This is a genomic window from Pseudomonas serbiensis (assembly GCF_030580745.1).
Classification (GTDB): domain Bacteria; phylum Pseudomonadota; class Gammaproteobacteria; order Pseudomonadales; family Pseudomonadaceae; genus Aquipseudomonas; species Aquipseudomonas serbiensis.
Window position 1 is genome coordinate 87,955 of the sequence record NZ_JAUQOO010000004.1, and the last position, 25,575, is coordinate 113,529.

The following is a 25,575-nucleotide window of genomic DNA, read 5'->3' on the forward strand; positions in this document are numbered from 1 at the left end:
AGACCCAACGCATTTGACGAGAGTGGATATGAGCAAGCGAGCCTTTAACTTTTGCGCAGGCCCTGCTGCGCTTCCTGAAGCGGTTCTGTTGCGTGCCCAGGCGGAGCTTCTGGACTGGCACGGCAAGGGCCTGTCCGTGATGGAGATGAGCCATCGCAGCGATGAGTTCGTCTCCATCGCCACCAAGGCCGAGCAGGATCTTCGCGACCTGCTGACCATCCCCTCGAACTACAAGGTGCTGTTCCTGCAAGGCGGTGCCAGCCAGCAGTTTGCCCAGATCGCCCTGAACCTGTTGCCGGAAAACGGCAAGGCCGACTACATTGATACCGGCATCTGGTCGCAGAAGGCAATTGAAGAGGCTTCGCGCTACGGTACGGTCAATGTCGCCGCCAGCGCCAAGCCCTACGACTACTTTGCCATTCCTGGCCAGAACGAGTGGAAGCTGTCCAGGGACGCTGCCTACGTTCATTACGCGCCGAACGAAACCATCGGTGGCCTGGAGTTCGACTGGATTCCGGAAACCGGCGACGTTCCGCTGGTCGCGGACATGTCCTCCGACATTCTTTCCCGTCCGGTGGACGTTTCGCGCTTCGGCATGATCTACGCCGGCGCCCAGAAGAACATCGGCCCGAGCGGTATCGTCGTCGTCATCATTCGTGAAGACTTGCTCGGTCGTGCCCGTGCGCTCTGCCCGACCATGCTCGACTACAAGGTCGCAGCCGATAACGGTTCGATGTACAACACGCCGCCGACCCTGGCCTGGTATCTGTCGGGTCTGGTCTTTGAGTGGCTCAAGGAGCAGGGTGGCGTCGAGGCCATCGGCAAGCTCAATGAAGTCAAGAAGCGCACCCTGTATGACTTCATCGATGCCAGCGAGCTGTACAGCAACCCTATCAACAAGCCCGATCGCTCCTGGATGAACGTGCCGTTCCGTCTGGCCGATGATCGCCTGGACAAGCCGTTCCTGGCGGGTGCCGATGCCAATGGCCTGCTCAACCTCAAGGGTCATCGCTCGGTCGGCGGCATGCGTGCTTCCATCTACAATGCTGTCGACATCAATGCAGTCAATGCGCTGGTGACCTACATGAAAGACTTCGAGAAGGAACACGGCTGATGTCCGAGCAAGAACTCAAGGCGCTGCGAGTCCGCATCGACAGCCTGGACGAAAAGGTTCTGGAGTTGATCAGCGAGCGCGCTCGCTGCGCGCAGGAAGTGGCGCGGGTGAAAATGTCCTCGCTGGCGGAAGGCGAAGTGCCTGTGTTCTATCGCCCGGAGCGTGAGGCTCAGGTTCTCAAGCGTGTCATGGATCGCAACCGTGGTCCGCTGAGTAACGAAGAGATGGCGCGTCTGTTCCGCGAAATCATGTCTTCCTGCCTGGCGCTGGAACAGCCGCTGAAGGTCGCTTATCTGGGGCCTGAAGGGACGTTTACCCAGGCCGCGGCCATGAAGCATTTCGGGCATGCCGTCATCAGCCTGCCCATGGCAGCTATTGATGAAGTGTTCCGCGAAGTGGTTGCCGGTGCAGTGAATTTCGGCGTAGTGCCGGTGGAAAACTCCACCGAGGGCGCGGTCAATCACACCCTCGACAGCTTCCTCGAACACGACATGGTCATCTGTGGCGAGGTCGAGTTGCGTATTCACCACCATTTGCTGGTCGGTGAGAGCACCAAGACTCAAAGCATTACCCGCATCTATTCCCATGCCCAGTCGCTGGCGCAATGCCGCAAGTGGCTGGATGCCCATTACCCGAATGTCGAGCGTGTCGCTGTTGCCAGCAACGCCGAAGCGGCCAAGCGGGTCAAGAGCGAGTGGAATTCCGCCGCCATTGCCGGAGACATGGCAGCCAGCCTGTATGGTCTGACACGTCTGGCCGAGAAGATCGAAGATCGTCCCGACAACTCCACGCGGTTCCTGATCATCGGTAATCAGGAAGTGCCGCCGACCGGTGACGACAAGACCTCGATCATTGTGTCAATGAGCAACAAGCCGGGTGCCTTGCATGAGCTGCTGGTGCCGTTCCATGAGAACGGGCTGGACCTGACCCGCATCGAAACCCGTCCTTCGCGCAGTGGCAAGTGGACTTATGTGTTCTTCATCGATTTCGTGGGGCACCACCAGGATCCGCTGGTCAAGGCGGTGCTGGAGAAGATCAGTCATGAAGCCGTTGCACTGAAGGTGCTGGGTTCCTACCCGAAAGCGGTTCTTTGAAGAGACGATACATGAGCAGCGATTTCTTCACTCCGGCGTTGCCGGGTGTGCAAACACGTTCGCCTTGCGCGGGTGTCAGTCACAAGGTTTTTGCGCGTGGTTGATTTCACGTCGGTGCAGTCCGTTCGACCTGTTATTGGTCGGCTTGTGGTCGTCGGTCTGGGTTTGATCGGCGGCTCCTTTGCCAAAGGTGTTCGCGAAAGCGGTCTGTGCCGTGAGGTGGTGGGGGTCGATCTTGACCCGCGCTCACGCAAGCTGGCCGTTGAGTTGGGGGTTGTGGATCGTTGCGAGGATGATCTGGCTGCCGCTTGTCGTGGCGCTGATGTCATTCAGCTTGCAGTTCCTATCCTGGCGATGGAAAAGCTGCTTGCGCTGCTGGCTCCCCTTGATCTTGGCAATGCCATCCTGACGGATGTCGGCAGTGCCAAGGGCAATGTGGTCAGGGCTGCGCGGCTTGCGTTCGGCCATATGCCGACCCGTTTCGTGCCGGGGCACCCGATTGCGGGTTCCGAGCAGAGTGGTGTCGAGGCGTCGAATTCCGAGCTGTTCCGGCGGCATAAGGTGATCCTGACGCCGTTGGCCGAGACCGATCCCGATGCCGTGGCGCTGGTTGATCGCCTCTGGTCGGTACTGGGTGCCGATGTCGAGCACATGCAGGTCGAGCGTCACGATGAGGTGCTGGCTGCGACCAGTCACTTGCCGCATTTGCTGGCATTCGGTCTGGTGGATTCTCTGGCCAAGCGTAACGAGAACCTGGAGATATTCAGGTACGCAGCAGGCGGTTTTCGTGATTTCACCCGCATCGCAGGCAGTGATCCGGTGATGTGGCACGATATCTTTCTGGCCAACCGCGAGGCGGTGCTGCGAACGCTGGATACATTCCGTAGTGACCTCGATGCCTTGCGTGACGCCGTGGATACAGGCGATGGGCATCAGTTGCTGGGCGTGTTTACCCGTGCGCGGGTTGCCCGGGAGCATTTCGGCAAGATTCTCGCCCGTCGCGCCTATGTAGAGCCTACCAGCACGGATGATCTGGTCTTTGTTGCCAGCCCCGGGGGCCGTGTCAGCGGCAATGTTCGAGTGCCGGGTGACAAATCCATCTCCCACCGCTCGATCATGCTGGGTTCTCTGGCTGAAGGCACCACCGAGGTCGAAGGTTTTCTTGAAGGTGAGGACGCTCTGGCGACCTTGCAGGCCTTCCGTGACATGGGCGTGGTGATCGAAGGCCCGCATCATGGTCGCGTGACGATCCATGGTGTCGGCATGCGCGGCCTGAAAGCTGCGCCCGGCCCGATCTATCTGGGGAATTCCGGAACCTCCATGCGTCTGCTGTCGGGGCTGCTGGCCGCGCAGGATTTCGACAGTACCCTGACGGGTGATGCTTCGCTCTCCAGGCGCCCCATGAGTCGTGTGGTCGATCCTTTGCGTGAAATGGGTGCTGTCATCGAAACGGCTGCCGATGGCCGTCCGCCACTGACCATTCATGGTGCAGGAAAACTCTCGGGTCAGGCCTACACTACGCCAATGGCCAGTGCGCAGGTCAAGTCCTGCCTGTTGCTGGCCGGTTTGTATGCGCACGGCGAGACAGTGGTCAGCGAGCCGGCACTTACACGCGATCATACCGAGCGCATGCTGCGTGGCTTCGGTTATCCGCTGTCGGTCGGGGGCAACAAGGTTTCGGTCGAGTCCGGGCATAAACTGGTCGCGACCCGTATAGAAGTGCCGGCGGATATTTCCTCGGCAGCGTTTTTCATGGTGGCGGCCTCGATTACCGAGGGTTCCGAGCTGCTGCTTGAGCATGTGGGCGTCAATCCGACACGTTCAGGTGTTATTGATATTCTTCGCCTGATGGGCGGTGATATCACCCTGGAAAACCCGCGTGAAGTGGGAGGTGAGCCTGTTGCGGACCTGCGCGTGCGCTCTGCTTCCCTGAAAGGTATAGATATCCCGGAAGCGCTGGTGCCGTTGGCCATCGACGAGTTTCCGGTGCTGTTCATTGCAGCGGCCTGTGCCCAGGGGCGCACTGTCCTGTGCGGTGCTCAGGAGTTGCGAGTCAAGGAGTCTGACCGGATTCAGGCCATGGCCGACGGTCTGCTGGCGTTGGGTATCAAGGTTGAGCCGACGCCGGATGGCATTATTATTGAAGGCGGTTCCATGGGCGGTGCCGAGATCGATGCTCATGGCGATCACCGCATTGCAATGGCATTCAGTGTTGCATCATTGCGGGCATCGGCACCGATCCGTATCCACGATTGTGCGAACGTCGCCACATCGTTTCCCAATTTTCTGGCGCTGTGCGCTCAAGTCGGTATGCGTGTCGCGCAAGAGGATCAAAAGTGAAAATCAAAGCACCCGTTATAACCATCGACGGCCCTAGCGGCTCGGGGAAGGGCACTGTTGCCGGTTTGCTTGCCAAGCATCTGGGCTGGTGTCTGCTCGATTCCGGCGCTCTTTACCGTTTGCTGGCCTTTGCTGCACGCAACCACGGTGTCGATCTGACCAATGAAGAGGCGCTGAAGCTGCTGGCGGCACATCTTGATGTGCAGTTCGAGACCACTTCCGGTGGTCAGGGGCAGCGCATCATCCTTGAGGGTGAGGATGTTACCCATGCCATCCGTAACGAGCAGATTGGCAGCGGTGCCTCGCAGGTTGCTTCCTTGCCCGCAGTGCGTGATGCGTTGTTGCAGCGCCAGCGTGCGTTTCAGGAAGAGCCGGGGCTCGTTGCCGATGGCCGCGACATGGGAACGGTGGTGTTTCCCGACGCGCCCCTGAAGATTTTTCTCACTGCCAGTGCCGAGGAGCGTGCACGTCGTCGTTACTTGCAGTTGAAGGCCAAGGGTGATGATGTTAGTCTGTCGAGTCTGCTAGATGAGATATGTGCGCGCGATGAGCGCGACACCCAGCGAGCGGTAGCTCCGCTAAAGCCGGCGCATGACGCCATACAGCTGGATTCCACCGAGTTATCCATCGAGCAGGTGCTGGAACGCATTCTGAGTGAGGTCGCGCTACGCGATATCGCCGGGTGATCAAGGAGCTGCACAGGCGACCAGATTTAGTCCTGCCAGCTTCCTTTTACATGAACGAAACCCACGTTGTCTGGGACGTGGCAGATGGGCGTATTCTTCGCCCTTGATCAACAGGAATTAAAATGAGCGAAAGCTTTGCAGAACTTTTTGAAGAAAGCCTAAAAACCCTGAACCTTCAGCCGGGCGCCATCATTACCGGTATCGTTGTCGACATCGACGGCGACTGGGTAACTGTACACGCTGGCCTGAAGTCCGAAGGCGTCATCCCGCTCGAGCAGTTCTACAACGACGCTGGCGAGCTGACCATCAAGGTCGGTGACGAAGTTCACGTTGCGCTGGACGCGGTAGAAGACGGCTTTGGCGAAACCAAGCTGTCCCGCGAAAAAGCCAAGCGCGCCGAGTGCTGGATTGTTCTGGAAGCGGCTTTCGCAGCTGAAGAAGTGGTCAAGGGCGTTATCAACGGTAAGGTTAAAGGCGGCTTCACTGTCGACGTTAACGGCATCCGTGCGTTCCTGCCAGGTTCTCTGGTTGACGTCCGTCCAGTGCGCGACACCACGCACCTGGAAGGCAAAGAGCTCGAGTTCAAGGTCATCAAGCTGGACCAGAAGCGCAACAACGTTGTCGTTTCCCGTCGCAGCGTCCTGGAAGCCGAGAACAGTGCAGAGCGCGAAGCACTGCTCGAGTCCCTGCAGGAAGGTCAGCAAGTCAAAGGTATCGTCAAGAACCTCACCGATTACGGCGCATTCGTCGATCTGGGTGGCGTCGATGGCCTGCTGCACATCACCGACATGGCCTGGAAGCGTATCAAGCATCCATCGGAAATCGTCAATGTTGGCGATGAGATCGATGTAAAAGTCCTGAAGTACGATCGCGAGCGCAATCGTGTTTCCCTGGGTCTGAAGCAACTGGGCGAAGACCCATGGGTTGCTATCAAGGCTCGTTACCCGGAAAGCACCCGCGTTACCGCGCGTGTAACCAACCTGACCGACTACGGCTGCTTCGCAGAGCTGGAAGAAGGCGTGGAAGGCCTGGTACACGTTTCCGAAATGGACTGGACCAACAAGAACATCCACCCGTCCAAAGTCGTTCAGGTTGGCGACGAAGTGGAAGTCATGGTTCTGGACATCGACGAAGAGCGTCGTCGTATCTCCCTGGGCATCAAGCAGTGCAAATCGAACCCGTGGGAAGATTTCTCTGGCCAGTTCAACAAGGGCGATAAAATCTCCGGCACCATCAAGTCGATCACCGATTTCGGTATCTTCATTGGTCTGGACGGCGGCATCGACGGCCTGGTTCACCTGTCCGACATCTCCTGGAACGAAGTGGGCGAAGAAGCCGTACGTCGCTTCAAGAAGGGCGACGAGCTCGACACCGTAATCCTGTCTGTTGATCCAGAGCGTGAGCGTATCTCCCTGGGTATCAAGCAACTGGAAAGCGATCCGTTCTCCGAGTACGTCACTGTCAATGACAAAGGCGCTATCGTTCGCGGTACCGTTAAAGAAGTTGACGCCAAAGGCGCCATCATCACTCTGGCCGACGACATCGAAGCTACCCTCAAAGCCTCCGAAATCAGCCGTGACCGCGTTGAAGACGCGCGTAACGTTCTGAAAGAAGGCGAAGAGATCGAAGCCAAGATCATCAGCGTTGACCGCAAGAGCCGCGTAATCAGCCTGTCCATCAAGTCGAAAGACGTTGAAGACGAGAAAGAAGCTATCCAGAGCCTGCGTAGCAAGCCTGAAGCTGCTGAAAGCACTGGTCCAACCACTATTGGTGACCTGCTGCGCGCGCAAATGGAAAAACAGAACTAAGTTCTGCTTGACCATGAAAAAGGGCGACTTCGGTCGCCCTTTTTTGTGGGCGCTATTTGGGGGTTATAACGCTGGGTTTCTGTAGCCGCTGTCTGGGTGCTTTAAACGTTTTAAACGCCTCCAGATGCCTTGCAGGCCGCATCCTGCCTCGCGTCACTGTCCTTGTCCTCCATTCCCGCCCTTGCAGTCATGCTCCTGTCATGGATTCATGCCTGGTTGATATGAGTTCACATAAGTCAATACATGGGCTGTTCAAAATCATCCGGTCATGCTAAAACCTTCGGAGCGCTGATCTAGCTGCTTGAAAAAGAAGGGAAAAATATGACGAAGTCGGAGTTGATCGAACGAATTGTCACCCATCAAGGGCTGCTCTCATCCAAGGATGTCGAGTTGGCCATCAAGACCATGCTTGAACAAATGTCTCAGTGCCTGGCAACAGGCGACCGCATCGAAATACGCGGGTTTGGCAGCTTCTCCCTGCATTACCGCGCACCGCGGGTAGGGCGCAATCCTAAAACGGGCCAGTCTGTCAGTCTTGACGGAAAATTCGTTCCTCACTTCAAGCCAGGCAAGGAGTTGCGGGATCGAGTCAACGAGGATGAAGAAGAGGGCCTCTGAGGCCGATAACTAAAGGACCAGCGGATGCACATCTTCAAACGAATCATCTTGATCGTCGTTGTGTTGCTTGTCGTTCTGGCAACGACGGTATTCATGCTTGAGAATCAGCAGCCTGTCACGTTGGTTTTTTTCGGCTGGTCTGCCCCTCGGCTTTCCCAGGCCATCCCTGTCGTTCTGGCGCTCCTGCTGGGGATGTTGGTCGGGCCTGTACTTGCCTGGCTGGTAAGCCTGCGTAAAAAGCGTACGCGCTCGGCTCGTTCAATTTAGAGCAGGCATCCCGGCGCCTGCTGTTGTACGAGAAGCTTACGCGAGCCTGGCTTTTCTGTGTCTTCTCCCGATTCTGGGCATTCCTTGCGTTTTACTTGATGGGGCTGCCAGGCTCGTCTTTTACTTGATAAGTTATGTGCTGATTTTATTTGTAGGAATTTTCTTGTTGTTCTTAGAGAAAGTTAATTCCTGTTCGTAGTCTTTTTTAGACTGTTTTTAGTTTGCCCCGCTCTACGGGCTGTTTAGTGTCGTTTATCCATGTCAGGCGATTTTTCTGTTGTTCTTGTGCTCGCATGTCAAGACTTGAAGATAAGTCTTTGCAGCGCAGAATAGGCCATCTTTCAATCATTCGATGTCACGCCCTGACGTTATTCATAGGGGCCGACTTATAGAACAGGTGGCTGCATGTCTTTCCCTGAAATCATTCATCATGGCGCAACTAATAGTGTCACGGGTTCTTGTCACCAGTTGTTCATGGAATCTGCCAGTAGCCTGCTGATTGATTGTGGGGCGATTCAACATGAAAGTGTGGTGCCGGACACAGGCAAGTTCGGTTTTTCGCCAGCTGACATCAAGGCTTTCATTGTCACTCATGTACACGTCGACCATGTAGGACGAATTCCCGGGTTGCTGGCTGCGGGTTATCAAGGCCCGATACTGTGCAGCGAGCCTTCTGCGCATTTGCTGCCTCTGGTAATGGAAGATCTCCTCAAGATTGAGTTTCACCATGACCGCAAGCAGATTGACCGCTATCTGGCGCTGATTGAAAAGCGCGTGATTGCCTTGCCCTTCGATCACTGGTTTGTTCTGGTCAATACTGATTCGCTGATCTGCAAGGTTCGTTTGCAACGTGCAGGACATATCCTGGGCTCTGCGTATATCGAGTGCGATCTGCACTATCCGCTGCAAAGGCGTACGGAGCGTGTCGTGTTTTCGGGGGATCTGGGCGCTGCTCATGCACCGATGCTTCCTTCCCCGAAGTCACCCGAGCAGGCTGACATTCTGGTGCTGGAGAGCACTTATGGCGATCGCCTTCATGCAGACCGCAGCACGCGGCAATTGCGTCTTGAGCAGGTGATTGACCAGGCTCTGGAGGATCATGGCACGGTCTTGATTCCCGCATTCAGCATTGGTCGCACTCAGGAGTTGCTGTACGAGCTGGAAGATATCCTGCGTCGCAAGACACTGCCGGGCAGGCTGTCCGATCAGGATGTCGGGCCTGCTGACACGTCTGTCTTGCCGATGGACTGGCCGCAGCTCCCGATCATTCTCGACTCCCCTCTGGCCAGCCGCTTCACCGGGGTCTATCAGGCATTTCAGGACTATTGGGATGAGGATGCTCAAGAGCGCTTGAAGAGCGGAAGACGGCCTTTGGGGTTTTCTCAATTGATTACCATCGATAGCCATGCCCGGCATTTGCAGACGGTCAACTATCTGGCCAGTACTGCACGACCCGCTATTGTTATCGCAGGCAATGGCATGTGTGCCGGCGGGCGGATCGTGAACTATCTGAAAGCCATGCTGGGAGACAGGCGGCATAACGTGGTTTTTGTCGGTTATCAGGCCAAGGGCACGCCAGGGGCTGCGATCCAGAAGCATGGCCCTGTGGGCGGGTATGTCGAGCTTGATCGAGAACGCTTCGAGATTCGTGCCGGTATCTCTACCGTGGCGGGCTATTCCGCGCATGCGGATCAGGAGGAACTGGTCAGATTTGTAACGGACATGGCCGAGTGGCCAGCGCAGATAAGGCTGGTACATGGCGAGGCGAGTGCCAAGAAGGCGCTGGGCAATGTTTTAAATCGAAAGTACTCACTGGCAAACCGGCGTCTGGAGTTGGTCATACCTTGAGCCCGTACGCTGAAAGTCATTCTGGTTTTCAGGGCGCGTAATACAGGGCAAGGCATGTTTTTCACAAAAGCTTTGTGATTCTTTGCAGGTCGATATTTCCAAAACCTGTACGATGTTCAAGTGGGCATCACTGCTGGGGGTGAATGACACGATGGAAGAAACAGTACGGTCTTTTCTGGAACGCAAAAAATGGTTGAGTGGTTTTCGGTAGTCGCTGTAGCGGTTTTATCTTTAGGGTTGACGGCAGTGCTTCGCAGGTACGCCCTGTCCAGAAGCCTGATGGATATCCCAAATGCTCGTAGCTCACACAAGATTCCCACACCGCGAGGCGGCGGGGTTTCCATTGTTGTAGCCTTTTTGCTTGCCATTCTGCTGTTGGGGCTTGGAGACCGGATTCCGTTTTCGGCTCTGATGGCCATCCTTGGTGCGGGCGGACTGGTCGCCGTGATCGGTTTCATGGACGATCATGGGCACATCGCCGCACGCTGGCGTTTGCTGGGGCATTTCAGTGCGGCGGCATGGGCGCTTGCCTGGCTGGGAGGATTGGCGCCACTCGATTTCTTTGGTTTCACCCTCGACCTCGGGATTGTCGGCCATGTTCTTGCCGCTTTTTACCTGGTCTGGATGCTGAACCTCTATAACTTCATGGACGGCATCGATGGCATCGCGAGCATCGAGGCGGTAACGGTCTGTGGCGGTGTCAGCCTCATTTATGTACTGGGCGGCTTTGGCGAGTTGCTGTGGGGGCCTGTACTGCTGGCTGCTGCGGTGATGGGGTTTCTCTACTGGAATTTTCCTCCTGCACGGATATTCATGGGCGATGCAGGCAGCGGGTTTCTGGGCATCGCGCTGGGCGTGCTTTCCCTGCAGGCTGCATGGGCTTCACCTCAGTTGTTCTGGGCCTGGCTGATTTTGCTGGGGGTATTTATCGTCGATGCCACTGTGACGCTTGCCCGCCGTCTGTTGCGTGGAGACAAGGTATACGAAGCCCATCGAAGCCATGCGTATCAGTTCGCCTCGCGTCGTTATGGCAGGCACCTTCCGGTGACCCTGGCTGTCGGCTTTATCAATGTCTTCTGGCTTCTGCCTGTGGCGTTGTGGGTTTCGCTATTCGATGGCGACGGTTCGACGGGCTTGCTGATTGCCTATGTGCCGCTCGTCATATTGGCCCTTAAATTCGATGCGGGCCGCCTGGAATCCAATTGAGTTTAAGTATTAGCGCTTTTTCATCTAAATTGAGACATTGCATGTCTGCATTTGCTTCGGATATCGGGTGTAACGTTTTGTAGAGGATCGAGAGGTCGTGGAGGCATGAACAGATTACGAGCTTTGCTGCTGGCCTTGCCGCGGCGGAGAAAGCGAATAGTTCAAGTCGTTGCTGACCTCTTTCTGGTCTGGTTTGCTCTGTGGATGGCATTTGTCGTTCGTCTGGGCGTTGAGGACCTGATCAACCCTCTTGAAAAACACACCTGGCTTTTCGTCAGTGCGCCGATCATTGCCATCCCGCTGTTTATCCGGTTCGGGATGTATCGCGCGGTCATGCGTTATTTCGGTAACGATGCTCTGATAGCGATTATCAAGGCCGTAACGCTGTCTGCGCTCGTCCTTGGGTGCGTGGTCTATCTGTACAGCAACCACCAGCATGTGGTTCCCCGTTCGATCATGTTCAACTACTGGTGGCTGAGCATGATCATGATCGGCGGCCTGCGCCTGGCCATGCGGCAGTATTTTCTCGGCGACTGGTTCGTGGCCGCACAACACATGCCTTTCGCCAATCGCGACGATGGCCTGCCAAAGGTCGCCATCTATGGCGCTGGTGCCGCAGGCAATCAACTGGTGGCAGCCTTGCGAATGGGCAGGCTCATGCGCCCCGTTGCTTTCATCGATGATGACAGGTCGATCTCCAACCGCGTGATTTCCGGGTTGCACGTTTACAGGCCCAAACATATCCAGCGCATGATCGAAGTCACGGGTGCGCAGGAAATTCTGTTGGCGATTCCGTCTTCCTCACGTGGGCGCCGTCGAGAGATTCTCGGGTTTCTGGAGGGCTTTCCTCTGCACGTGCGAAGTGTTCCAGGGTTCATGGATCTGGCTTCGGGGCGCGTCAAGGTCGATGACCTTCAAGAGGTCGACATCGCGGACCTTCTGGGGCGTGACCCTGTGCCCGCCAGGGAAAACCTGCTTGAGCATTGCATCAAGGGGCAGACGGTCCTGGTGACGGGGGCGGGCGGTTCCATTGGTTCGGAGTTATGTCGGCAGATACTGGAGCTGGGGCCTACGAAGCTGCTGTTGCTCGACCATGGCGAGTTCAATCTTTACTCCATCTTGTCGGAGCTTGAGCAGCGTGTGGCGCGTGAATCCTTGCGGGTCAAGTTGCTGCCTATTCTGGCGTCTGTACGTAACCCTCCAAAGCTGCTGGACATCATGAGGACCTGGAAGGTCGATACGGTCTATCACGCCGCCGCCTACAAGCATGTGCCGATGGTCGAGCACAACATTGCAGAGGGGGTTGCCAATAACGTCATGGGCACCCTTCATACGGCTCAGGCGGCTTTGCAGGCCGGAGTTTCCAACTTCGTCCTGATCTCTACCGACAAGGCTGTCAGGCCGACCAACATCATGGGCAGTACCAAACGGCTTGCCGAGCTGATCCTGCAGGCATTGAGCCGTGAAACCGCACCGGTGATCTTTGGTGACGTGGCCAATGTCCATCAGGTCAACAAGACCCGTTTCATCATGGTTCGCTTTGGCAATGTGCTGGGTTCTTCGGGGTCGGTGATTCCGCTGTTCCACAAGCAGATCCAGTCTGGCGGGCCGGTAACAGTCACTCATCCGAAGATCACCCGTTACTTCATGACCATTCCCGAAGCGGCGCAACTGGTCATTCAGGCGGGCTCGATGGGGCAGGGAGGTGATGTCTTTGTTCTGGACATGGGTGAGCCCGTCAGGATCACCGAACTGGCCGAAAAGATGATTCATCTGTCAGGCCTGAGCATTCGCTCGGAGAAGAACCCCCAAGGCGATATCTCCATCGAGTTCACAGGCTTGCGCCCTGGGGAAAAGCTTTACGAGGAATTGCTCATTGGTGAAAACGTCGTGGCCACCGAGCACCCGATGATCATGAGCGCCAACGAAGATCATCTGCAATGGGATGTGTTGAAAGGGCAACTGACGGCGTTACTTGAAGCCGTTGATCAAGATGATTACAACAGTGTTCGCCAATTGCTGCGCGAAACGGTCAGTGGCTATAGCCCTGAAGGGGAAATTGTTGACTGGATATATCAGGAGCGTCGCCGGGGAGCTGACTTGAAGTAAGCAGGTGCGCATTAATATCTTGAATATATATTCATGCAATTAAAATGTTTCACTGTTTTAAACTGAAAGTGGAAACAAGTAGACACTTTCCGTTCCTTTGATACTGATAACGAGTGGTCTAGATTATGAGGGCGGCATTTGGAGTGCTGCCTTTGAATCCTATGGAGCGTTATCTATGCGAACTGATTTTTTGTCCTCGTTGTTATTTGCCTTGCTTGCCAGCTTCTCGGTTGCCGTTACGGCGGCACCTGCTGGCCAGATGATGACTGATACCGTTGCCCCTCATTCTGTTGCCCAGCAACAGCAAACCGGAACTGTCAATATCAATAAGGCCGATGCCGACACACTTCAAAAGGAACTTGTGGGTATCGGTAAAAATAAAGCCAGTGCGATAGTTGCTTATCGGGAAGCCAACGGTGAGTTTGCATCCGTCGAAGAACTGATTGAAGTAAAGGGCATTGGCAAGGCTCTTCTGGACAAGAATCGCGACAAGTTGGCGGTTGAATGATAGCGCCTTGAAAGTCCGGTCAATCGCCGAGCTTTCATCCTCTGCACGGGAATGACGCTCGTGCAGCTCCAGCCTCGCGGGTTGGACGCTCAACGAACCTCTTTTATTTCCTGTTTGAGCCTGTCGCGTGTGTTGTTCAGAATCTGCTCCGACAGTTTGGCGTCCTGAGTACTGCGCGACAGTACCAGGGCTCCAACCAGTGTCGACAGGATGCTGATGCTTCTTTCCTCGGTGTTTTCCCCTGGCAATACCTTGGCAAATGACGATTGCAGATGAAGGATGATTTCATCGGTGGTTATGCTGGGTTTGCCTGTCTGCCCCAGTTCTGCACAAATGTTTGGCAGCGGACAGCCTGATTCGGGAGAGTCGCGGTGCTCGGTCGAGAGGTACAGGTCGATGAGGCCAGACAGCGGGTCTTCCATGGCGAAGAACTTGCCGATGGTTTCCTCCGCTTCTTTCGCGGCGCTACGCAGGGCCTGCTCTACCAGGTCATCCTTGGATTTGAAGTGGGCATAAAAGCCGCCATGGGTCAGGCCCAGCGCTTTCATCAATGGCTGCAGGCCTGTGGCACCAATACCGTCACGGCGAAAGCGTGCCGACGCTTCCTTGATGATGCGCTCATGGGTTTGGGCTTTGTGATCCAGGGCATAACGCATGTGGTGAGCCTCCCGACTATGGCTCTTAAATTGTTACTGCGTATTTTCACATGGATAGGTTAATCGATGCAGCGATGATTTCTTAAATCGCATTTACAGCATCCGGGTGTTAGACACATTTGGCAATGCAAGTTCAAGATGGGCTCATGTTACGTGTTTTTACGCAAGGCAGAACCTGCCGATCGGCATACTACGAAAGGATGATACCGCTCGTCAGAGGGGGATCAGGGGGACGGGGACGACGCATCCTGGCGCGAAACCTTGCGGCAATGGACCAGCGCATCGCGAATCATGAAGTTGACCAGCGTCGGTGACACCCCCAGTTCCCGGGCGATCTCTTTTTGCGGCACACCATGCAGGCGGTACATCTCGAAGGCGTATCGAGTGCGGCTGGGCAACTCAGCCAATGCGTCGGCAATGTGCTCCAGCGTTGCAAAGTTGATGTGTGAGGTTTCGGGGGATGCACCATGCACGACCACGTTCAGCCCCTCTTCTTCGCTGCCGGAGTACTTCTGCTCAAGCGCCTGCTTGCGATAGTGGTCAATGGCCAGATTGCGCACGATTTGAAACAGGTAGCTGAGCTGGGCCTTGATCGACGAGGTGATTTCAGGGGCCGATTGCAGACGGAAGAAAGCATCTTGCACGACATCTTCTCCACGGGACGTGCAGCCGGTGATACGGGTTGCGACCTTGACCAGGATCGTACGGTTTTCGACGAAAGCCTGTAGCAGAGGAGTATCACACGTACTTGTGGTTAGTCGTTCCGGCATGGAAATCACCTGACAGCAATGGCAGCAGAGGTTTGCAGGGAGGCCCCGACATATCGCGCAACAAATTAGTGTGGATGATAATCATTGTCAATTGTAGTTAGTAACTAATTTCAGATATCCGGGGCTCTTTCCTCACGGATGGGGCATCTGATCCTGGCTTGACTGATATCAAAGGCATGAAGCCGACACGGGCCCAGAATGGCCGGGACCGTAGTGCCCGTTTTTGCGGGCGTGAATTTCGATGGAATGGGATACAGGAATCAGCATGAACGCCTCTGTAGATACGCCTGAAGCACCGCCGGACAAGGTAAGGATTCCGGTCGGTCTGGTGATCGGTGTACTGGCCATGATCGGGGTGTTGTTCTTGCCCATGCCCGCAGGCTTGCCAGTTGCCGGTCAGCGGATGCTGGCGATTCTGGCTTTTGCCGTAGTGGTATGGATTACCGAGGCCGTTTCCTACGAAGCCAGCGCAATCATGATCACCTCGCTCATGGCGTTCCTGGTCGGCTCGGCTCCTACCTTGCAAGACCCGTCAGTGGTTTATGGATCGTCCGCAGCGATCACCATGGCCCTGAGCGGATTTTCCAATTCGGCACTGGCGCTGGTGACAGGTGCGCTCTTTCTTGCCGCCGCCATGACCCATACCGGGCTGGATCGGCGTATCGCGCTGGTGACCTTGTCGCGAATCGGCACCAGCACCCGCAGGATCATGATCGGCGCGATTGCCGTGACGATCCTGCTCAGTCTTGTGGTGCCCAGCGCAACGGCGCGCAGTGCCTGTGTCGTGCCCATCATGATGGGGGTGATTGCGGCATTTGGTGTCGACAAACGCTCGAATATCGCGGTGGCGATCATGATTATCGTGGCCCAGGGCACCAGCGTCTGGAACATCGGTATCCAGACGGCAGCCGCGCAGAATCTGCTGACGGCAGGTTTCATGGACAAGATGCTTGGGCAGCGGGTTTCCTGGATCGACTGGCTGATCGCCGGCGCACCCTGGGCCTTGATCATGTCGGGTGTACTGATTCTGCTGGTCCTCAAGCTCTTGCCGCCGGAAAGCGACAGCATTCCCGGCGGCAAGGAAGCGGTTGCGCAATCGCTGGCTGATATCGGCCCGATGACCGGCGCGCAGAAACGTTTATTGAGTGTCTCTGTACTGTTGCTGCTGTTCTGGTCGACCGAGGGCAAGTTGCACAGTTTCGATACGACCTCCACGACTTATGCAGGCTTGGTGATTCTGCTTCTGCCGCGCTGGGGTGTCATGACCTGGAAGGATGTGCAGTCACGTATTCCCTGGGGCACAGTGATCGTGTTCGGTGTCGGTATCAGTCTGGGGACGGCTTTGCTGACGACCCAGGCCGGTCAATGGCTGGGAGGCCAGGTGGTCGGCAGAACCGGGCTCGATCAGGTCGGGCCGCTGGGGATCTTCGCCATTCTGGGCGCGTTTCTGATCTTGATTCATCTGGGGTTTGCCAGCGCCACGGCCTTGACCTCGGCGTTATTGCCGATCCTGATTGCAGTGCTGCAAACCTTGCCAGGGGATTTCAACCGGCTGGGTATGACCATGTTGCTGGGGTTTGCGGTCAGCTACGGTTTTATCCTGCCGATCAATGCGCCGCAGAATATGGTCTGCCTGGGGACGGAAACCTTCAATGCCCGTCAGTTCGCCAGGGTCGGTATTCCCATGACCATCATTGGTTATGTACTGATGCTGGTATTCGGCATGACGTACTGGAAGTGGCTTGGCTGGATGTAATCCGCAATCGTCAGGTCGGGTAGGGAATGTTCTGTCTTTACCCGGCCTGTAACAGATATCCGGGACAAGCCAGGATGCCTTCGCACATCCCCGTTCATTTCCTCCTCACGATCGGGCTTTCGGTCTGATAACTCTTTGATTTCTGTCCGTGATCCCTGACAATCGCGGCCCCCTGTTTTGGGTGGGACCTTTAACTGCCAAGTTTCGATATGTCCCACCCGATTTGAATAACCGGCCACGGAGACTAGACCGGATGAATGATCAGGCCAATGGCGTCGTAGAACGCCTGGATGCAGAACCCGCGAGCATAGCCGCGTGGAGTCGTCACGATACAACCTGGATGCTGGGACTGTTCGGTACCGCTATCGGTGCCGGCACCCTGTTTCTGCCGATCAACGCAGGTATCGGTGGTTTCTGGCCGTTGCTGGCGCTGGCGTTGCTGGCTTTTCCCATGACGTTTTATGCACACCGCGGTCTGACTCGCTTCGTTCTTTCCGGACGTGACGGGGCCGACATCACCGAAGTGGTCGAGCAACATTTCGGCAAGAGCGCCGGTGCAATGATCACGCTGCTGTACTTCTTTGCGATCTTCCCGATCCTGCTGATCTATAGCGTGGCGCTGACCAACACGGTCACCAGTTTTCTCGAACACCAGCTGCACGTACAGGCTCCGCCGCGGGCGTTGCTTGCCTTCCTGCTGATTCTTGGCCTGCTGTCTGTCGTGCGTTGTGGCGAGAGACTGATCGTCAAGGCCATGAGCCTGATGGTGTATCCGTTCATCGTGGCGCTTGTGTTTCTGTCGGTGTACCTGATTCCGCACTGGACCGGCGGCATTCTGAGCACCGCGACCACCTTGCCTGAGCCATCGGCGTTCCTGCCGGCGCTGTGGCTGGCGATTCCGGTGATGGTGTTCTCCTTCAACCACACGCCGATCATTTCAGCCTTTGCCGTGGATCAGAAGCGCCTGTACGGCAAGAACGCAGATGTGCGCAGTTCGCAGATTCTGGCCCGTGCCCACGGTTTGATGGTGGTGATGGTGCTGTTCTTCGTGTTCAGTTGCGTGCTGACCCTGTCGCCCGCACAACTGGCCGAAGCCAAGGCGCAGAACATTTCGATCCTCTCGTATCTGGCCAACCACTTCAGCAACCCGACCATCGCTTTTGTCGCACCGCTGATTGCGTTCGTGGCCATCGCCAAGTCCTTCCTGGGTCACTACATCGGTGCCAGCGAAGGCTTGAAAGGTCTGATCGTGAAAACCGGTCGTCGTCCTGCGCCTCGTACCCTGGACCGAGTGACTGCCGGTTTCATGCTGCTGGTGTGCTGGCTGGTCGCGACACTCAACCCGAGCATCCTGGGCATGATTGAAACCCTGGGTGGTCCGATTATCTCGGCGTTGCTGTTCCTGATGCCGATGTATGCCATCCACAAGGTTCCTGCCATGCGTCAATACGCTGGCAAGCTCTCCAACATCTTCGTGGTAACGGCTGGCATCGTGGCGATTACCGCGCTGGTTTATTCGCTGTTGCAGTAAGCCATTGATCTTCCACAGAGTCTGCTCTGACTCTGTGGAAGGTTTACCTGGTTTCAGATTCCCTTCCTGCCAGATCCTTGCGCTACGCCCAACTTACCGGTTCATGTCCAGAATCATGCAGGTCGTGCTGGCGGTGGCGTACAAACGATCATCCACGTCATACAGACGGCCTTCGGCCAGCGCCGTCGAACGTCCAAGATGAATGACTTTGCCTTCGGCCCTTACCGGTCCGACCTTGTCGCTCAGTGCTCGAACATAGCTGATCCGCAAATCGAGGGTTGTGTAGCCCTGGCCTTTCTTGAGTTGGGTATGGATAGCGCATCCCATGCATGAGTCCAGCAATGTTGCGGCATATCCACCATGCACGCTTCCAAGCGGGTTGTAGTGACGCTTGTCGGGTGTGCCTTGGAAAATGAACAGGCCAGGCAGCCACTGCAACGGGATGAAGTCCATCAGATCGCCAATCGGAGGGGAGGGGAATTCACCCCGGCCGATGCCTTCCAGAAAATCGACAGGTTCCAGTGCGGCCACTTCAGCAAGGCTGGTAGTACCCACCGGCCCCAGACGCGCCCGCATGTATCTTTCTTCCTCATGCCATAAAGCAAGTTTTTCATCGCGCGAAAGGTTTTGCATGGCGCCTTACTCCTGAGCGGAACAGGGATTGTCAGAAAAATTATGCTCATAATATTTATTTGATTGTTGCAGCAATGTAAAGCGCAAAAAAGGATGGCGTGCCGCCGTTCGAGCGCAGCAGGTACGCGAAGGCAGTGGCGAGGGAGGAGGGCTGTTTATAAAGCGCGGGTACAGGAATGCATCATTGGGGCGTGAATGCCCCAAGTTGCGGATTGCCGTACTGCCCGTTCAGTCAGGCAGTGCTATGGATGAGCTAGTGTTTTAATCCACCGGCTCCGGGTACAGAGGTTTTGACAGGTGCATGATGCTCGCATAGTCATACACATACTGGCGTCCTGCATGGCTGGTCGAACGCAGTTGATCGATCAGCAGCCGCTCTTTCTTGTTCAAGTATCTTAACGCCGGTTCTTCGCTGGACTTCAGGCGATCACGTTCATGGGCGTCAGGAAAGGCGATGACGTTCGTCATGAAATATCTCCTTGATTTAGTCCTTGCTTGCTGCGGTGTAGCCCCTGTTTAACAGCGGTTTACATTACCCACAAAAACTCTGTGCGGGAACCCTGAAAATGACGGGCGTGTCACAGAGCTTGAGTGACTTCAAAGGATTGGCGGTTGCCATTGATGGTGATTTCTACAGTATCACCTTCAGATTTGCCCAGCAGATTCTGGCCCAGAGGGGCGCGTGCGGTGATGACAGTAATCGGCTGATTGTCTGAATTGATCTTCAGCCCGGCCGCATCCGGGCCAATGAACAGGTATTGCGGTTGATCGCTGCTGGCCTCAAGGGCGACCAGATCACCTGTCTGAATACCGCGTGCGTCATCGAATGGCTTGAGGGTCCAGCCCTGGTAAAGCGCCAGCGACTGACGAATTTCTTCTACACGGCGAGCCTGACCCGCTGCCAGGTAGGAAGCTTCCAGCCCTAGCGTGTCATATTTGTTCTCGGCGATGTTTTCTTCGTGGGTCGCGGTTTCATAAGCGGTCTGCGCTGCACGCAGAGCGATATCCAGATCGATTTTCAGCCTGTCGATAATCTGTTGTAGAACGTCTGCCTTGTTCATGGTCTATCCGCAGTATTGATTGATGCCCGCCCGGCTTTTATCGCTGGGGGCCGTGCGGTCCTGCTGCATCCAGAAGTCGCATTTCGAGCGACTGAAGTTTTTCTGCTGTTGCTCCTGGGCCTGCTCACGCGCCTGACGGGCTTCGCTTTCCCGAAGGCTCTGCTCGTATTTCTGGAACATGGTGTTTTCCGGCTCGACCGGCGGCGCAGCAGGTGCCCGCAGTTGAGCGGCGGCTTTTTCCAGCGCCTGTATCTGGGCCGGGGGCAGATTCTTGTAATACAGCATGCCCGTCAGCGCGACCGCCATTGCTCCCAGCCAGATGCCTAGTGCTATACAGAGGATCAGCTTCAGGGAGACATACAGTTCGCGACGGTTTGGGTAGGACGGCATGGCTGGACTCCAGACGTGGGCGACAGTGGCAATTGTGCCATGCCTTACGCTGGTGGAAACCTGTTGTTCTGAAGGACAATCAGCGTTTTTATCAATCCAGCCTCAGGGAGCCGGGATGAAAGCCTCTTGGGACATTTTTTGCAGCGTCGTCGATAACTATGGCGACGTCGGCGTGACCTGGCGTCTGGCCCGCCAGTTGGTGGCCGAGCATGGGATAAGCGTACGCCTGTGGATCGACGATCTGTCGGCGTTTGTGCGCCTGTATCCTCAGGCCAGTGCCGAGGCGGCGCAGCAGTGGCAGGAGGGCGTGAGCGTCTGTCACTGGCCCGAGTCCTGGGTGGATACGCAGGTGCCGGATGTCGTGATCGAGGCTTTTGCCTGCCGCCTGCCACCCGTGTACACCGACGCGATGTTGCAGCGTTCGCCCAGGCCTTTGTGGCTGAACCTGGATTATCTGAGCGCTGAAGAATGGGTCACCGGCTGCCATGGTCTGCCTTCGTTGCAGTCGAGCGGCTTGAAGAAGTTCTTTTTCTTTCCCGGCTTTCGCGAGACGACCGGCGGTCTGTTGCGTGAGCAGGGGCTCATTGCGCAGCGTCAGGCTTTTCAGCATGACAAGTCGGCACAGCAAGATTTCCTGCAGCAGTTGGGTGTCGAGCCGTGTGCCGGTGCTCGCCTGATTTCGGTGTTTGCCTACGAAAACCCCGGCATTGGCAGTTGGCTGGATCTGCTGGCCAATGATGAACGCCCCACCCATTTGCTGGTGCCCGAAGGTCGTGTGCTGGGTGATGTGCAGCGCTGGCTGGGGACCGATGCCTTGCAGGCCGGAGCTTTGCAGCAACGTGGCGCCCTCTGCATTCAGGTGTTGCCATTCGTCCGACAGCAAGACTATGACCGGCTTCTCTGGTGCTGTGATTTCAATGTCGTGCGGGGTGAGGACTCTTTCGTGCGTGCCCAATGGGCGGGGCGTCCGATGCTGTGGCATATCTATCAGCAGGAAGGCGATGCCCATTTGCCCAAGCTAGATGCCTTTCTGGAGCTTTACCTCTCCGGGCTTTCGCCTGCTGCCGGGCAAGCGCTGAATGAGTTGTGGCAGGCCTGGAGTGCGGGCCGGGATCTTGGGGCAAGCTGGCTGGCGCTGGGCGTTCACTGGGCCGAACTCGAAAAACATGCCGAGCGCTGGTGTCTGGAACAGGCCTCGCAAACCGATCTTGCTGCGGCGCTAGTACAGTTTTGTCGAAATTCGCTATGATACGCGGCCTTGATATCAGGCTCTGTACGAAAAGTGCCTGCGCAGGCTATTTCTCGTACAGAGCCTTTGGCTATTTCAATCCAAATTCGGATATATGCAATGAAAACTGGTAAAGAGCTGAAACCCGGCACCGTGATTCGTATCGACAACGATCCTTGGCTGGTCCAGAAGGCCGAGTTCACCAAGTCCGGTCGTAACAGCGCGATCATGAAGACCAAGCTGAAGAACCTGCTGACCGGTTACAAGACTGAAACCGTATACAGCGCTGACGACAAGCTGGACGACGTGATCCTGGATCGTAAAGAAGCCACCCTGTCTTTCATCAGCGGTGACTCATACACGTTCATGGACACCACTGACTACACCATGTACGAGCTGAACGCTGAAGACATCGAAGCCGTTCTGCCATTCGTCGAAGAAGGCATGACCGACGTTTGCGAAGCTGTGTTCTTCGAAGAGCGTCTGGTTTCCGTAGAGCTGCCGACCACCATCGTGCGTCAGATCGACTACACCGAAGGTTCCGCTCGTGGCGACACTTCGGGCAAGGTCATGAAGCCTGCCAAACTGAAAAACGGTACCGAGCTGAGCGTTGCTGACTTCATCGAAATCGGCGACATGATCGAGATCGACACCCGTGACGGCGGTTCCTACAAAGGCCGTGCCAAATAAGCATGGTCTTGTAACCCCGATACGCAAAAAACCCGCAGCGATGCGGGTTTTTTGTTTCTGCCGGTTTTACTTCAGATGTACTTTCAGCTCTTGCGAAGCTTGCAGCATCGCGGAACGAACAGCGGGCACCTGACTGACCACGTTGAGCAAGCCGTAGTCGTGGATCATGCCGTTGTAGCGTACGGCCGTGACAGCCACTCCAGCCTGATCCAGCTTGCGGGCATAGGCTTCACCCTCGTCGCGAAGGACGTCTGCACTGGCTGTCTGTACCAGCGCAGGTGGCAGACCTTTCAACTGATCGATGGAGGCGCGCAGTGGCGAGGCATAGATCTCGTTACGTTGCGCCGCGTCAGTGGTGTAGTTGTCCCAGAACCACTTCATCATGTTGCGAGTCAGGAAGTGCCCTTCGGCATACTGGTCATAGGAACCGGTATTGAAGTTGGCATCCGTGACAGGCCATAGCAGCACCTGATATCTGAGCGCCGGAGTGCCCTTGTCCTTGGCCATCAGGGCGACCACTGCCGCCATGTTGCCGCCGACACTGTTACCCGCTACGGCCAGGCGCTTGCCATCGACATTGATTTCCTTGCCATGCTCGGCGACCCACTTGGTCGCGGCATAGGCCTGGTTGATTGCCGTCGGGTAATGCGCCTCCGGTGATGGTGTGTAGTTGACGAAGACCGCCACTGCCCCGGAACCCTCCACCAGGTCACGAACCAGACGTTCGTGAGTCGGGAAGTCCCCCAGAACCCAGCCGCCGCCGTGGAAGAACATGAATACCGGCAAGGTCCCCTTCACACCGGCAGGTCGCACGATGTTCAGGCTGATGGACTGACCGTCCACCTTGATGGTTTTCTCGCTGACCTCGGCCTTGGGCAGCGTCAGCTTGACCCCGGCTTGAGCGCCGACCAATACCGCACGGGCATCCTTGGGCGACAACTGCTCGATGGGCTTTCCGGTACCTGAGTTCAAGGCATCCAGAAAGGCCTGAGTGTTGTGCTCGATGTCTGTGCTGCCGGCTGCAAAGGCGCTGCCAACGGACAGGGCCAGAAGAGTACAGGTCAAGACTTTGCTGAAGGTTTTCATGTTCGACTCCTGTGCCTGGGCGGGTTTAGACGGTTACATGCAAACGTACGTCGACATTGCCGCGGGTAGCGTTGGAGTAAGGGCAGACCTGGTGAGCGGCATCGACCAGTTGCTGGGCATCGGCTTGTTCAAGGCCCGGCAGGCTGATGTGCAGATCAATGTCCAGACCGAAGCCGCCTGGAATCTGACCAATGCCAACGTGAGCAGTGATCGAAGCGTCTGCCGGAATGCTGCGCTTGCTCTGGCCAGCGACGAATTTCAGGGCGCCGATGAAGCAGGCCGAATAGCCGGCAGCAAACAGTTGCTCCGGGTTGGTGGCTTCACCGCCTGCGCCACCAAGTTCTTTAGGGGTCGACAGTTTGACGTCGAGGATCTTGTCGCTGGAAACAGCACGGCCGTCACGGCCACCGGTAGCAGTTGCAACAGCGGTATAGAGAGTGTTCATGGCATTACCTCGCAGGTTGGTTTGATTGTTCGCAAAAATATTGTGCGCTAACTAAGTGGCTGTAAATTTATAGCGCAAATATTTAGCGCGCAAGTTAATTTTTGAAAATCAGGGCTGCCTACGCATCCGCAAGGATGGAATCGTCATCCGGACATGGATTTAAATCTATTTAAAACAAAGGCTTATGATTTTTTTGCCGTTCGTCGGCATGGCGCCGCAAGGCACGGGATGGCTTGCGCTTCGCTTAAAGGCTGTCATGCAGTTGGGTACGCAGCTCCAGCAGCTCGCTCTGCAGCACGCGCAATTTATCCAGAGTCAGTCCGCTGGACGAGAGGATACAGCCGGGAACGTCTCTGGCCTTTTGCTGAAGAGCGCGTCCCTGTTCTGTCAGATGCAGCAAGACCACTCGCTCGTCTTCCTTGCTGCGGGTGCGGCTGATGAAGCCTTCGGTTTCGAGACGCTTGAGCAGTGGCGTCAATGAGCCGGGATCGGTCAGCAGGCGCGTGCTGACATCACCGACGGTCAAGCCGTCTTTTTCCCACAGCACCATCATCGCCAGATACTGCGGATAGGTCAGCCCCAGTGCCTGGAGCAAGGGTTTGTAGACCTTGGTCATCATCAGCGAAGTGGAGTAGAGGGCGAAACACAGTTGGTTATCGAGCAGCAACGAGTCGCAATCGGCAGAAGTATCGGGGTCAAGACGGTCTTCGGCATTCATGGCCAATCCTCGTAAGCGGTGAAAATGTATCTAATTTAGTGCTGCGATCTTTAATGCGCCAGATAAATCAGGACGATCGTGGGTGCTGGATGCGAATCGTAGCCGGCCCAGGCACAGGATCCCGATGGATTCTCATGCATTGATCGTATGCCTGCGGGCCAAGACTGCGTAGCATTCACACCCGTGGGCTGACTGGGGGCGTGGTGTGATTGAAGTTGTGATGTTCGTATTGATGGGGGCCGCGATGGGCACCCTGGGTGGGCTCTTCGGAATTGGTGGTGGACTGGTCGCAATTCCGGCGCTGGGAGTATTGTTCGGGCTTGATCAGCAATTGGCGCAAGGCACGGCATTGCTGATGGTGTTGCCCAACGTTTTGCTGGCCTTGTGGCGTTATAACCAGCGCAATCGTGTGCTGTTACGCAATGCGTTGATGCTTGTCATTCCCAGTTTCTTCCTGGCCTGGTTGACCTCCCTGCTGGCGGTCAGGGTCGATGCGCAACACATGCGTATCGGATTCGTGGTTTTCCTGATCCTGTTGACGATTTTCAACCTTGCCCAGATGTTCTCGCGCAAGGGGCAGGCCAGTACGCAGTTGCGTCACGTCAACTGGCTGTGGCTTCTGGGAGTCGGCTCTGGCGTCACCGGTGGGTTGTTCGGGGTTGGCGGCGGGGTGGTTGCCACGCCGATTCTCACCAGCGTATTCGGTGCGACTCAGGTTGTTGCGCAGGGGCTTGCCTTGACGCTGGCGGTGCCGAGCACGGCGATTACCTTGTTCACCTATGCGCTGCATGACCATGTCAATTGGTCCATGGGCATTCCTTTGGCAATTGGTGGCCTGGCCAGTGTCAGTTGGGGCGTGAAGCTGGCGCACTCGATGCCAGAGCGGCTGCTGCGCTACCTGTTCTGCCTGTTTCTGGTGTTCTGTGCCGTGATCCTGATGTTCAAGCTCTGAGGTCTTTCTACGCTTAAAGCCCTGACAGAGCGTCGCATAATCGGCTAGCGTTGCAGGCTAA

25 protein-coding genes are annotated in these 25,575 nt (G+C 56.2%); 16 read left to right on the forward strand and 9 right to left on the reverse strand.

Translation table 11 applies throughout. The annotated features are described in order from the left end of the window. Positions 1-28 precede the first annotated feature (28 nt). The 11 genes from serC to Q6A51_RS07060 all read left to right on the forward strand — a co-directional run bounded on the left by serC (position 29) and on the right by Q6A51_RS07060 (position 13,598). Complete coding sequence (gene serC / locus Q6A51_RS07010) at positions 29-1,114, forward strand: 3-phosphoserine/phosphohydroxythreonine transaminase (protein WP_221577502.1); 1,086 nt, start codon at positions 29-31, stop codon at positions 1,112-1,114. Next, entirely contained in the window at positions 1,114-2,208 is a 1,095-nt protein-coding gene (pheA, locus tag Q6A51_RS07015) for a prephenate dehydratase (protein WP_200999930.1), read from the forward strand. The genes serC and pheA overlap by 1 nt, the downstream gene beginning before the upstream one ends. 96 nt (positions 2,209-2,304) lie before the next feature. After that, a complete protein-coding gene (locus tag Q6A51_RS07020; protein WP_304574418.1) occupies positions 2,305-4,548 on the forward strand; it encodes a bifunctional prephenate dehydrogenase/3-phosphoshikimate 1-carboxyvinyltransferase in 2,244 nt (747 codons plus the stop codon). Then, entirely contained in the window at positions 4,545-5,234 is a 690-nt protein-coding gene (gene cmk / locus Q6A51_RS07025; RefSeq protein WP_200999928.1) for a (d)CMP kinase, read from the forward strand. Before Q6A51_RS07020 ends, cmk begins: the two co-directional genes overlap by 4 nt. Before the next feature lie 122 nt (positions 5,235-5,356). Beyond that, entirely contained in the window at positions 5,357-7,042 is a 1,686-nt protein-coding gene (gene rpsA / locus Q6A51_RS07030; RefSeq protein ID WP_025261287.1) for a 30S ribosomal protein S1, read from the forward strand. Between the two features lie 321 nt (positions 7,043-7,363). Then, the gene (gene ihfB, locus Q6A51_RS07035; protein WP_003369729.1) at positions 7,364-7,660 is read left to right on the forward strand and encodes an integration host factor subunit beta; all 297 of its coding nucleotides are present in this window, start codon (positions 7,364-7,366) and stop codon (positions 7,658-7,660) included. Positions 7,661-7,684: 24 nt separating this feature from the next. After that, a complete protein-coding gene (locus Q6A51_RS07040; RefSeq protein WP_200999927.1) occupies positions 7,685-7,927 on the forward strand; it encodes a lipopolysaccharide assembly protein LapA domain-containing protein in 243 nt (80 codons plus the stop codon). 405 nt (positions 7,928-8,332) lie between these two features. After that, the gene (locus Q6A51_RS07045; protein WP_304574419.1) at positions 8,333-9,775 is read left to right on the forward strand and encodes an MBL fold metallo-hydrolase RNA specificity domain-containing protein; all 1,443 of its coding nucleotides are present in this window, start codon (positions 8,333-8,335) and stop codon (positions 9,773-9,775) included. 189 nt (positions 9,776-9,964) lie between these two features. After that, the gene (locus tag Q6A51_RS07050) at positions 9,965-10,981 is read left to right on the forward strand and encodes an MraY family glycosyltransferase (RefSeq protein ID WP_304574420.1); all 1,017 of its coding nucleotides are present in this window, start codon (positions 9,965-9,967) and stop codon (positions 10,979-10,981) included. A gap of 105 nt (positions 10,982-11,086) precedes the next feature. Further along, positions 11,087-13,090 (forward strand): polysaccharide biosynthesis protein, encoded by a 2,004-nt coding sequence (locus Q6A51_RS07055; RefSeq protein ID WP_304574421.1) that lies wholly within the window; start codon positions 11,087-11,089, stop codon positions 13,088-13,090. A gap of 175 nt (positions 13,091-13,265) precedes the next feature. Continuing rightward, positions 13,266-13,598, forward strand: a complete 333-nt coding sequence (locus Q6A51_RS07060; RefSeq protein ID WP_201019388.1) for a ComEA family DNA-binding protein — start codon at positions 13,266-13,268, stop codon at positions 13,596-13,598. A gap of 89 nt (positions 13,599-13,687) precedes the next feature. On the opposite strand, the gene Q6A51_RS07065 is transcribed toward Q6A51_RS07060, so the two are convergent. Together Q6A51_RS07065 and Q6A51_RS07070 are read right to left on the reverse strand one after the other, a co-directional pair. After that, positions 13,688-14,254, reverse strand: a complete 567-nt coding sequence (locus tag Q6A51_RS07065) for a TetR/AcrR family transcriptional regulator (RefSeq protein ID WP_304574422.1) — start codon at positions 14,252-14,254, stop codon at positions 13,688-13,690. Between the two features lie 224 nt (positions 14,255-14,478). Continuing rightward, the gene (locus tag Q6A51_RS07070; RefSeq protein WP_201019386.1) at positions 14,479-15,024 is read right to left on the reverse strand and encodes an RNA polymerase factor sigma-70; all 546 of its coding nucleotides are present in this window, start codon (positions 15,022-15,024) and stop codon (positions 14,479-14,481) included. A gap of 265 nt (positions 15,025-15,289) precedes the next feature. Here Q6A51_RS07070 and Q6A51_RS07075 point away from each other — a divergent pair, with 265 nt between their 5' ends. After that, entirely contained in the window at positions 15,290-16,780 is a 1,491-nt protein-coding gene (locus Q6A51_RS07075; protein ID WP_304574423.1) for a DASS family sodium-coupled anion symporter, read from the forward strand. A gap of 253 nt (positions 16,781-17,033) precedes the next feature. Beyond that, the gene (locus Q6A51_RS07080; protein WP_200999919.1) at positions 17,034-18,311 is read left to right on the forward strand and encodes an HAAAP family serine/threonine permease; all 1,278 of its coding nucleotides are present in this window, start codon (positions 17,034-17,036) and stop codon (positions 18,309-18,311) included. Between the two features lie 93 nt (positions 18,312-18,404). Here the strand turns inward: Q6A51_RS07080 and Q6A51_RS07085 are convergent, their stop codons facing one another. From Q6A51_RS07085 to Q6A51_RS07100, 4 genes are all read right to left on the reverse strand, one after another. Next, positions 18,405-18,944, reverse strand: coding sequence for a PaaI family thioesterase (locus Q6A51_RS07085; RefSeq protein WP_201019384.1), 540 nt, complete (start codon positions 18,942-18,944; stop codon positions 18,405-18,407). A 261-nt stretch (positions 18,945-19,205) separates the two neighbouring features. Then, a complete protein-coding gene (locus Q6A51_RS07090; RefSeq protein WP_200999917.1) occupies positions 19,206-19,412 on the reverse strand; it encodes a hypothetical protein in 207 nt (68 codons plus the stop codon). 110 nt (positions 19,413-19,522) lie between these two features. Further along, a complete protein-coding gene (locus tag Q6A51_RS07095; protein ID WP_304574424.1) occupies positions 19,523-20,005 on the reverse strand; it encodes a GreA/GreB family elongation factor in 483 nt (160 codons plus the stop codon). 3 nt (positions 20,006-20,008) lie between these two features. Further along, positions 20,009-20,395: a hypothetical protein gene (locus tag Q6A51_RS07100; RefSeq protein WP_201019382.1), complete on the reverse strand. Its 387-nt coding sequence runs from the start codon at positions 20,393-20,395 to the stop codon at positions 20,009-20,011. 115 nt (positions 20,396-20,510) lie between these two features. Between Q6A51_RS07100 and earP the strand changes: the two genes are divergently transcribed. Both earP and Q6A51_RS07110 read left to right on the forward strand, forming a co-directional pair. Further along, entirely contained in the window at positions 20,511-21,644 is a 1,134-nt protein-coding gene (gene earP, locus Q6A51_RS07105) for an elongation factor P maturation arginine rhamnosyltransferase EarP (RefSeq protein ID WP_304574425.1), read from the forward strand. A 99-nt stretch (positions 21,645-21,743) separates the two neighbouring features. Continuing rightward, the gene (locus Q6A51_RS07110; RefSeq protein ID WP_025261272.1) at positions 21,744-22,313 is read left to right on the forward strand and encodes an elongation factor P; all 570 of its coding nucleotides are present in this window, start codon (positions 21,744-21,746) and stop codon (positions 22,311-22,313) included. Positions 22,314-22,379: 66 nt separating this feature from the next. On the opposite strand, the gene Q6A51_RS07115 is transcribed toward Q6A51_RS07110, so the two are convergent. The 3 genes from Q6A51_RS07115 to Q6A51_RS07125 form a co-directional block, all read right to left on the reverse strand. Further along, positions 22,380-23,399, reverse strand: a complete 1,020-nt coding sequence (locus Q6A51_RS07115; RefSeq protein ID WP_201019380.1) for an alpha/beta hydrolase — start codon at positions 23,397-23,399, stop codon at positions 22,380-22,382. 25 nt (positions 23,400-23,424) lie between these two features. After that, positions 23,425-23,844 carry an organic hydroperoxide resistance protein gene (locus tag Q6A51_RS07120; protein ID WP_201019379.1) on the reverse strand — a complete coding sequence of 140 codons (420 nt, stop codon included), beginning with the start codon at positions 23,842-23,844 and terminating at the stop codon, positions 23,425-23,427. Between the two features lie 244 nt (positions 23,845-24,088). After that, positions 24,089-24,562 carry a MarR family winged helix-turn-helix transcriptional regulator gene (locus Q6A51_RS07125; RefSeq protein WP_304574426.1) on the reverse strand — a complete coding sequence of 158 codons (474 nt, stop codon included), beginning with the start codon at positions 24,560-24,562 and terminating at the stop codon, positions 24,089-24,091. A gap of 205 nt (positions 24,563-24,767) precedes the next feature. On the opposite strand from Q6A51_RS07125, the gene Q6A51_RS07130 reads away from it, so the two are divergent. After that, the gene (locus tag Q6A51_RS07130) at positions 24,768-25,514 is read left to right on the forward strand and encodes a sulfite exporter TauE/SafE family protein (RefSeq protein ID WP_200999910.1); all 747 of its coding nucleotides are present in this window, start codon (positions 24,768-24,770) and stop codon (positions 25,512-25,514) included. The last annotated feature ends 61 nt before the right edge of the window (positions 25,515-25,575 follow it).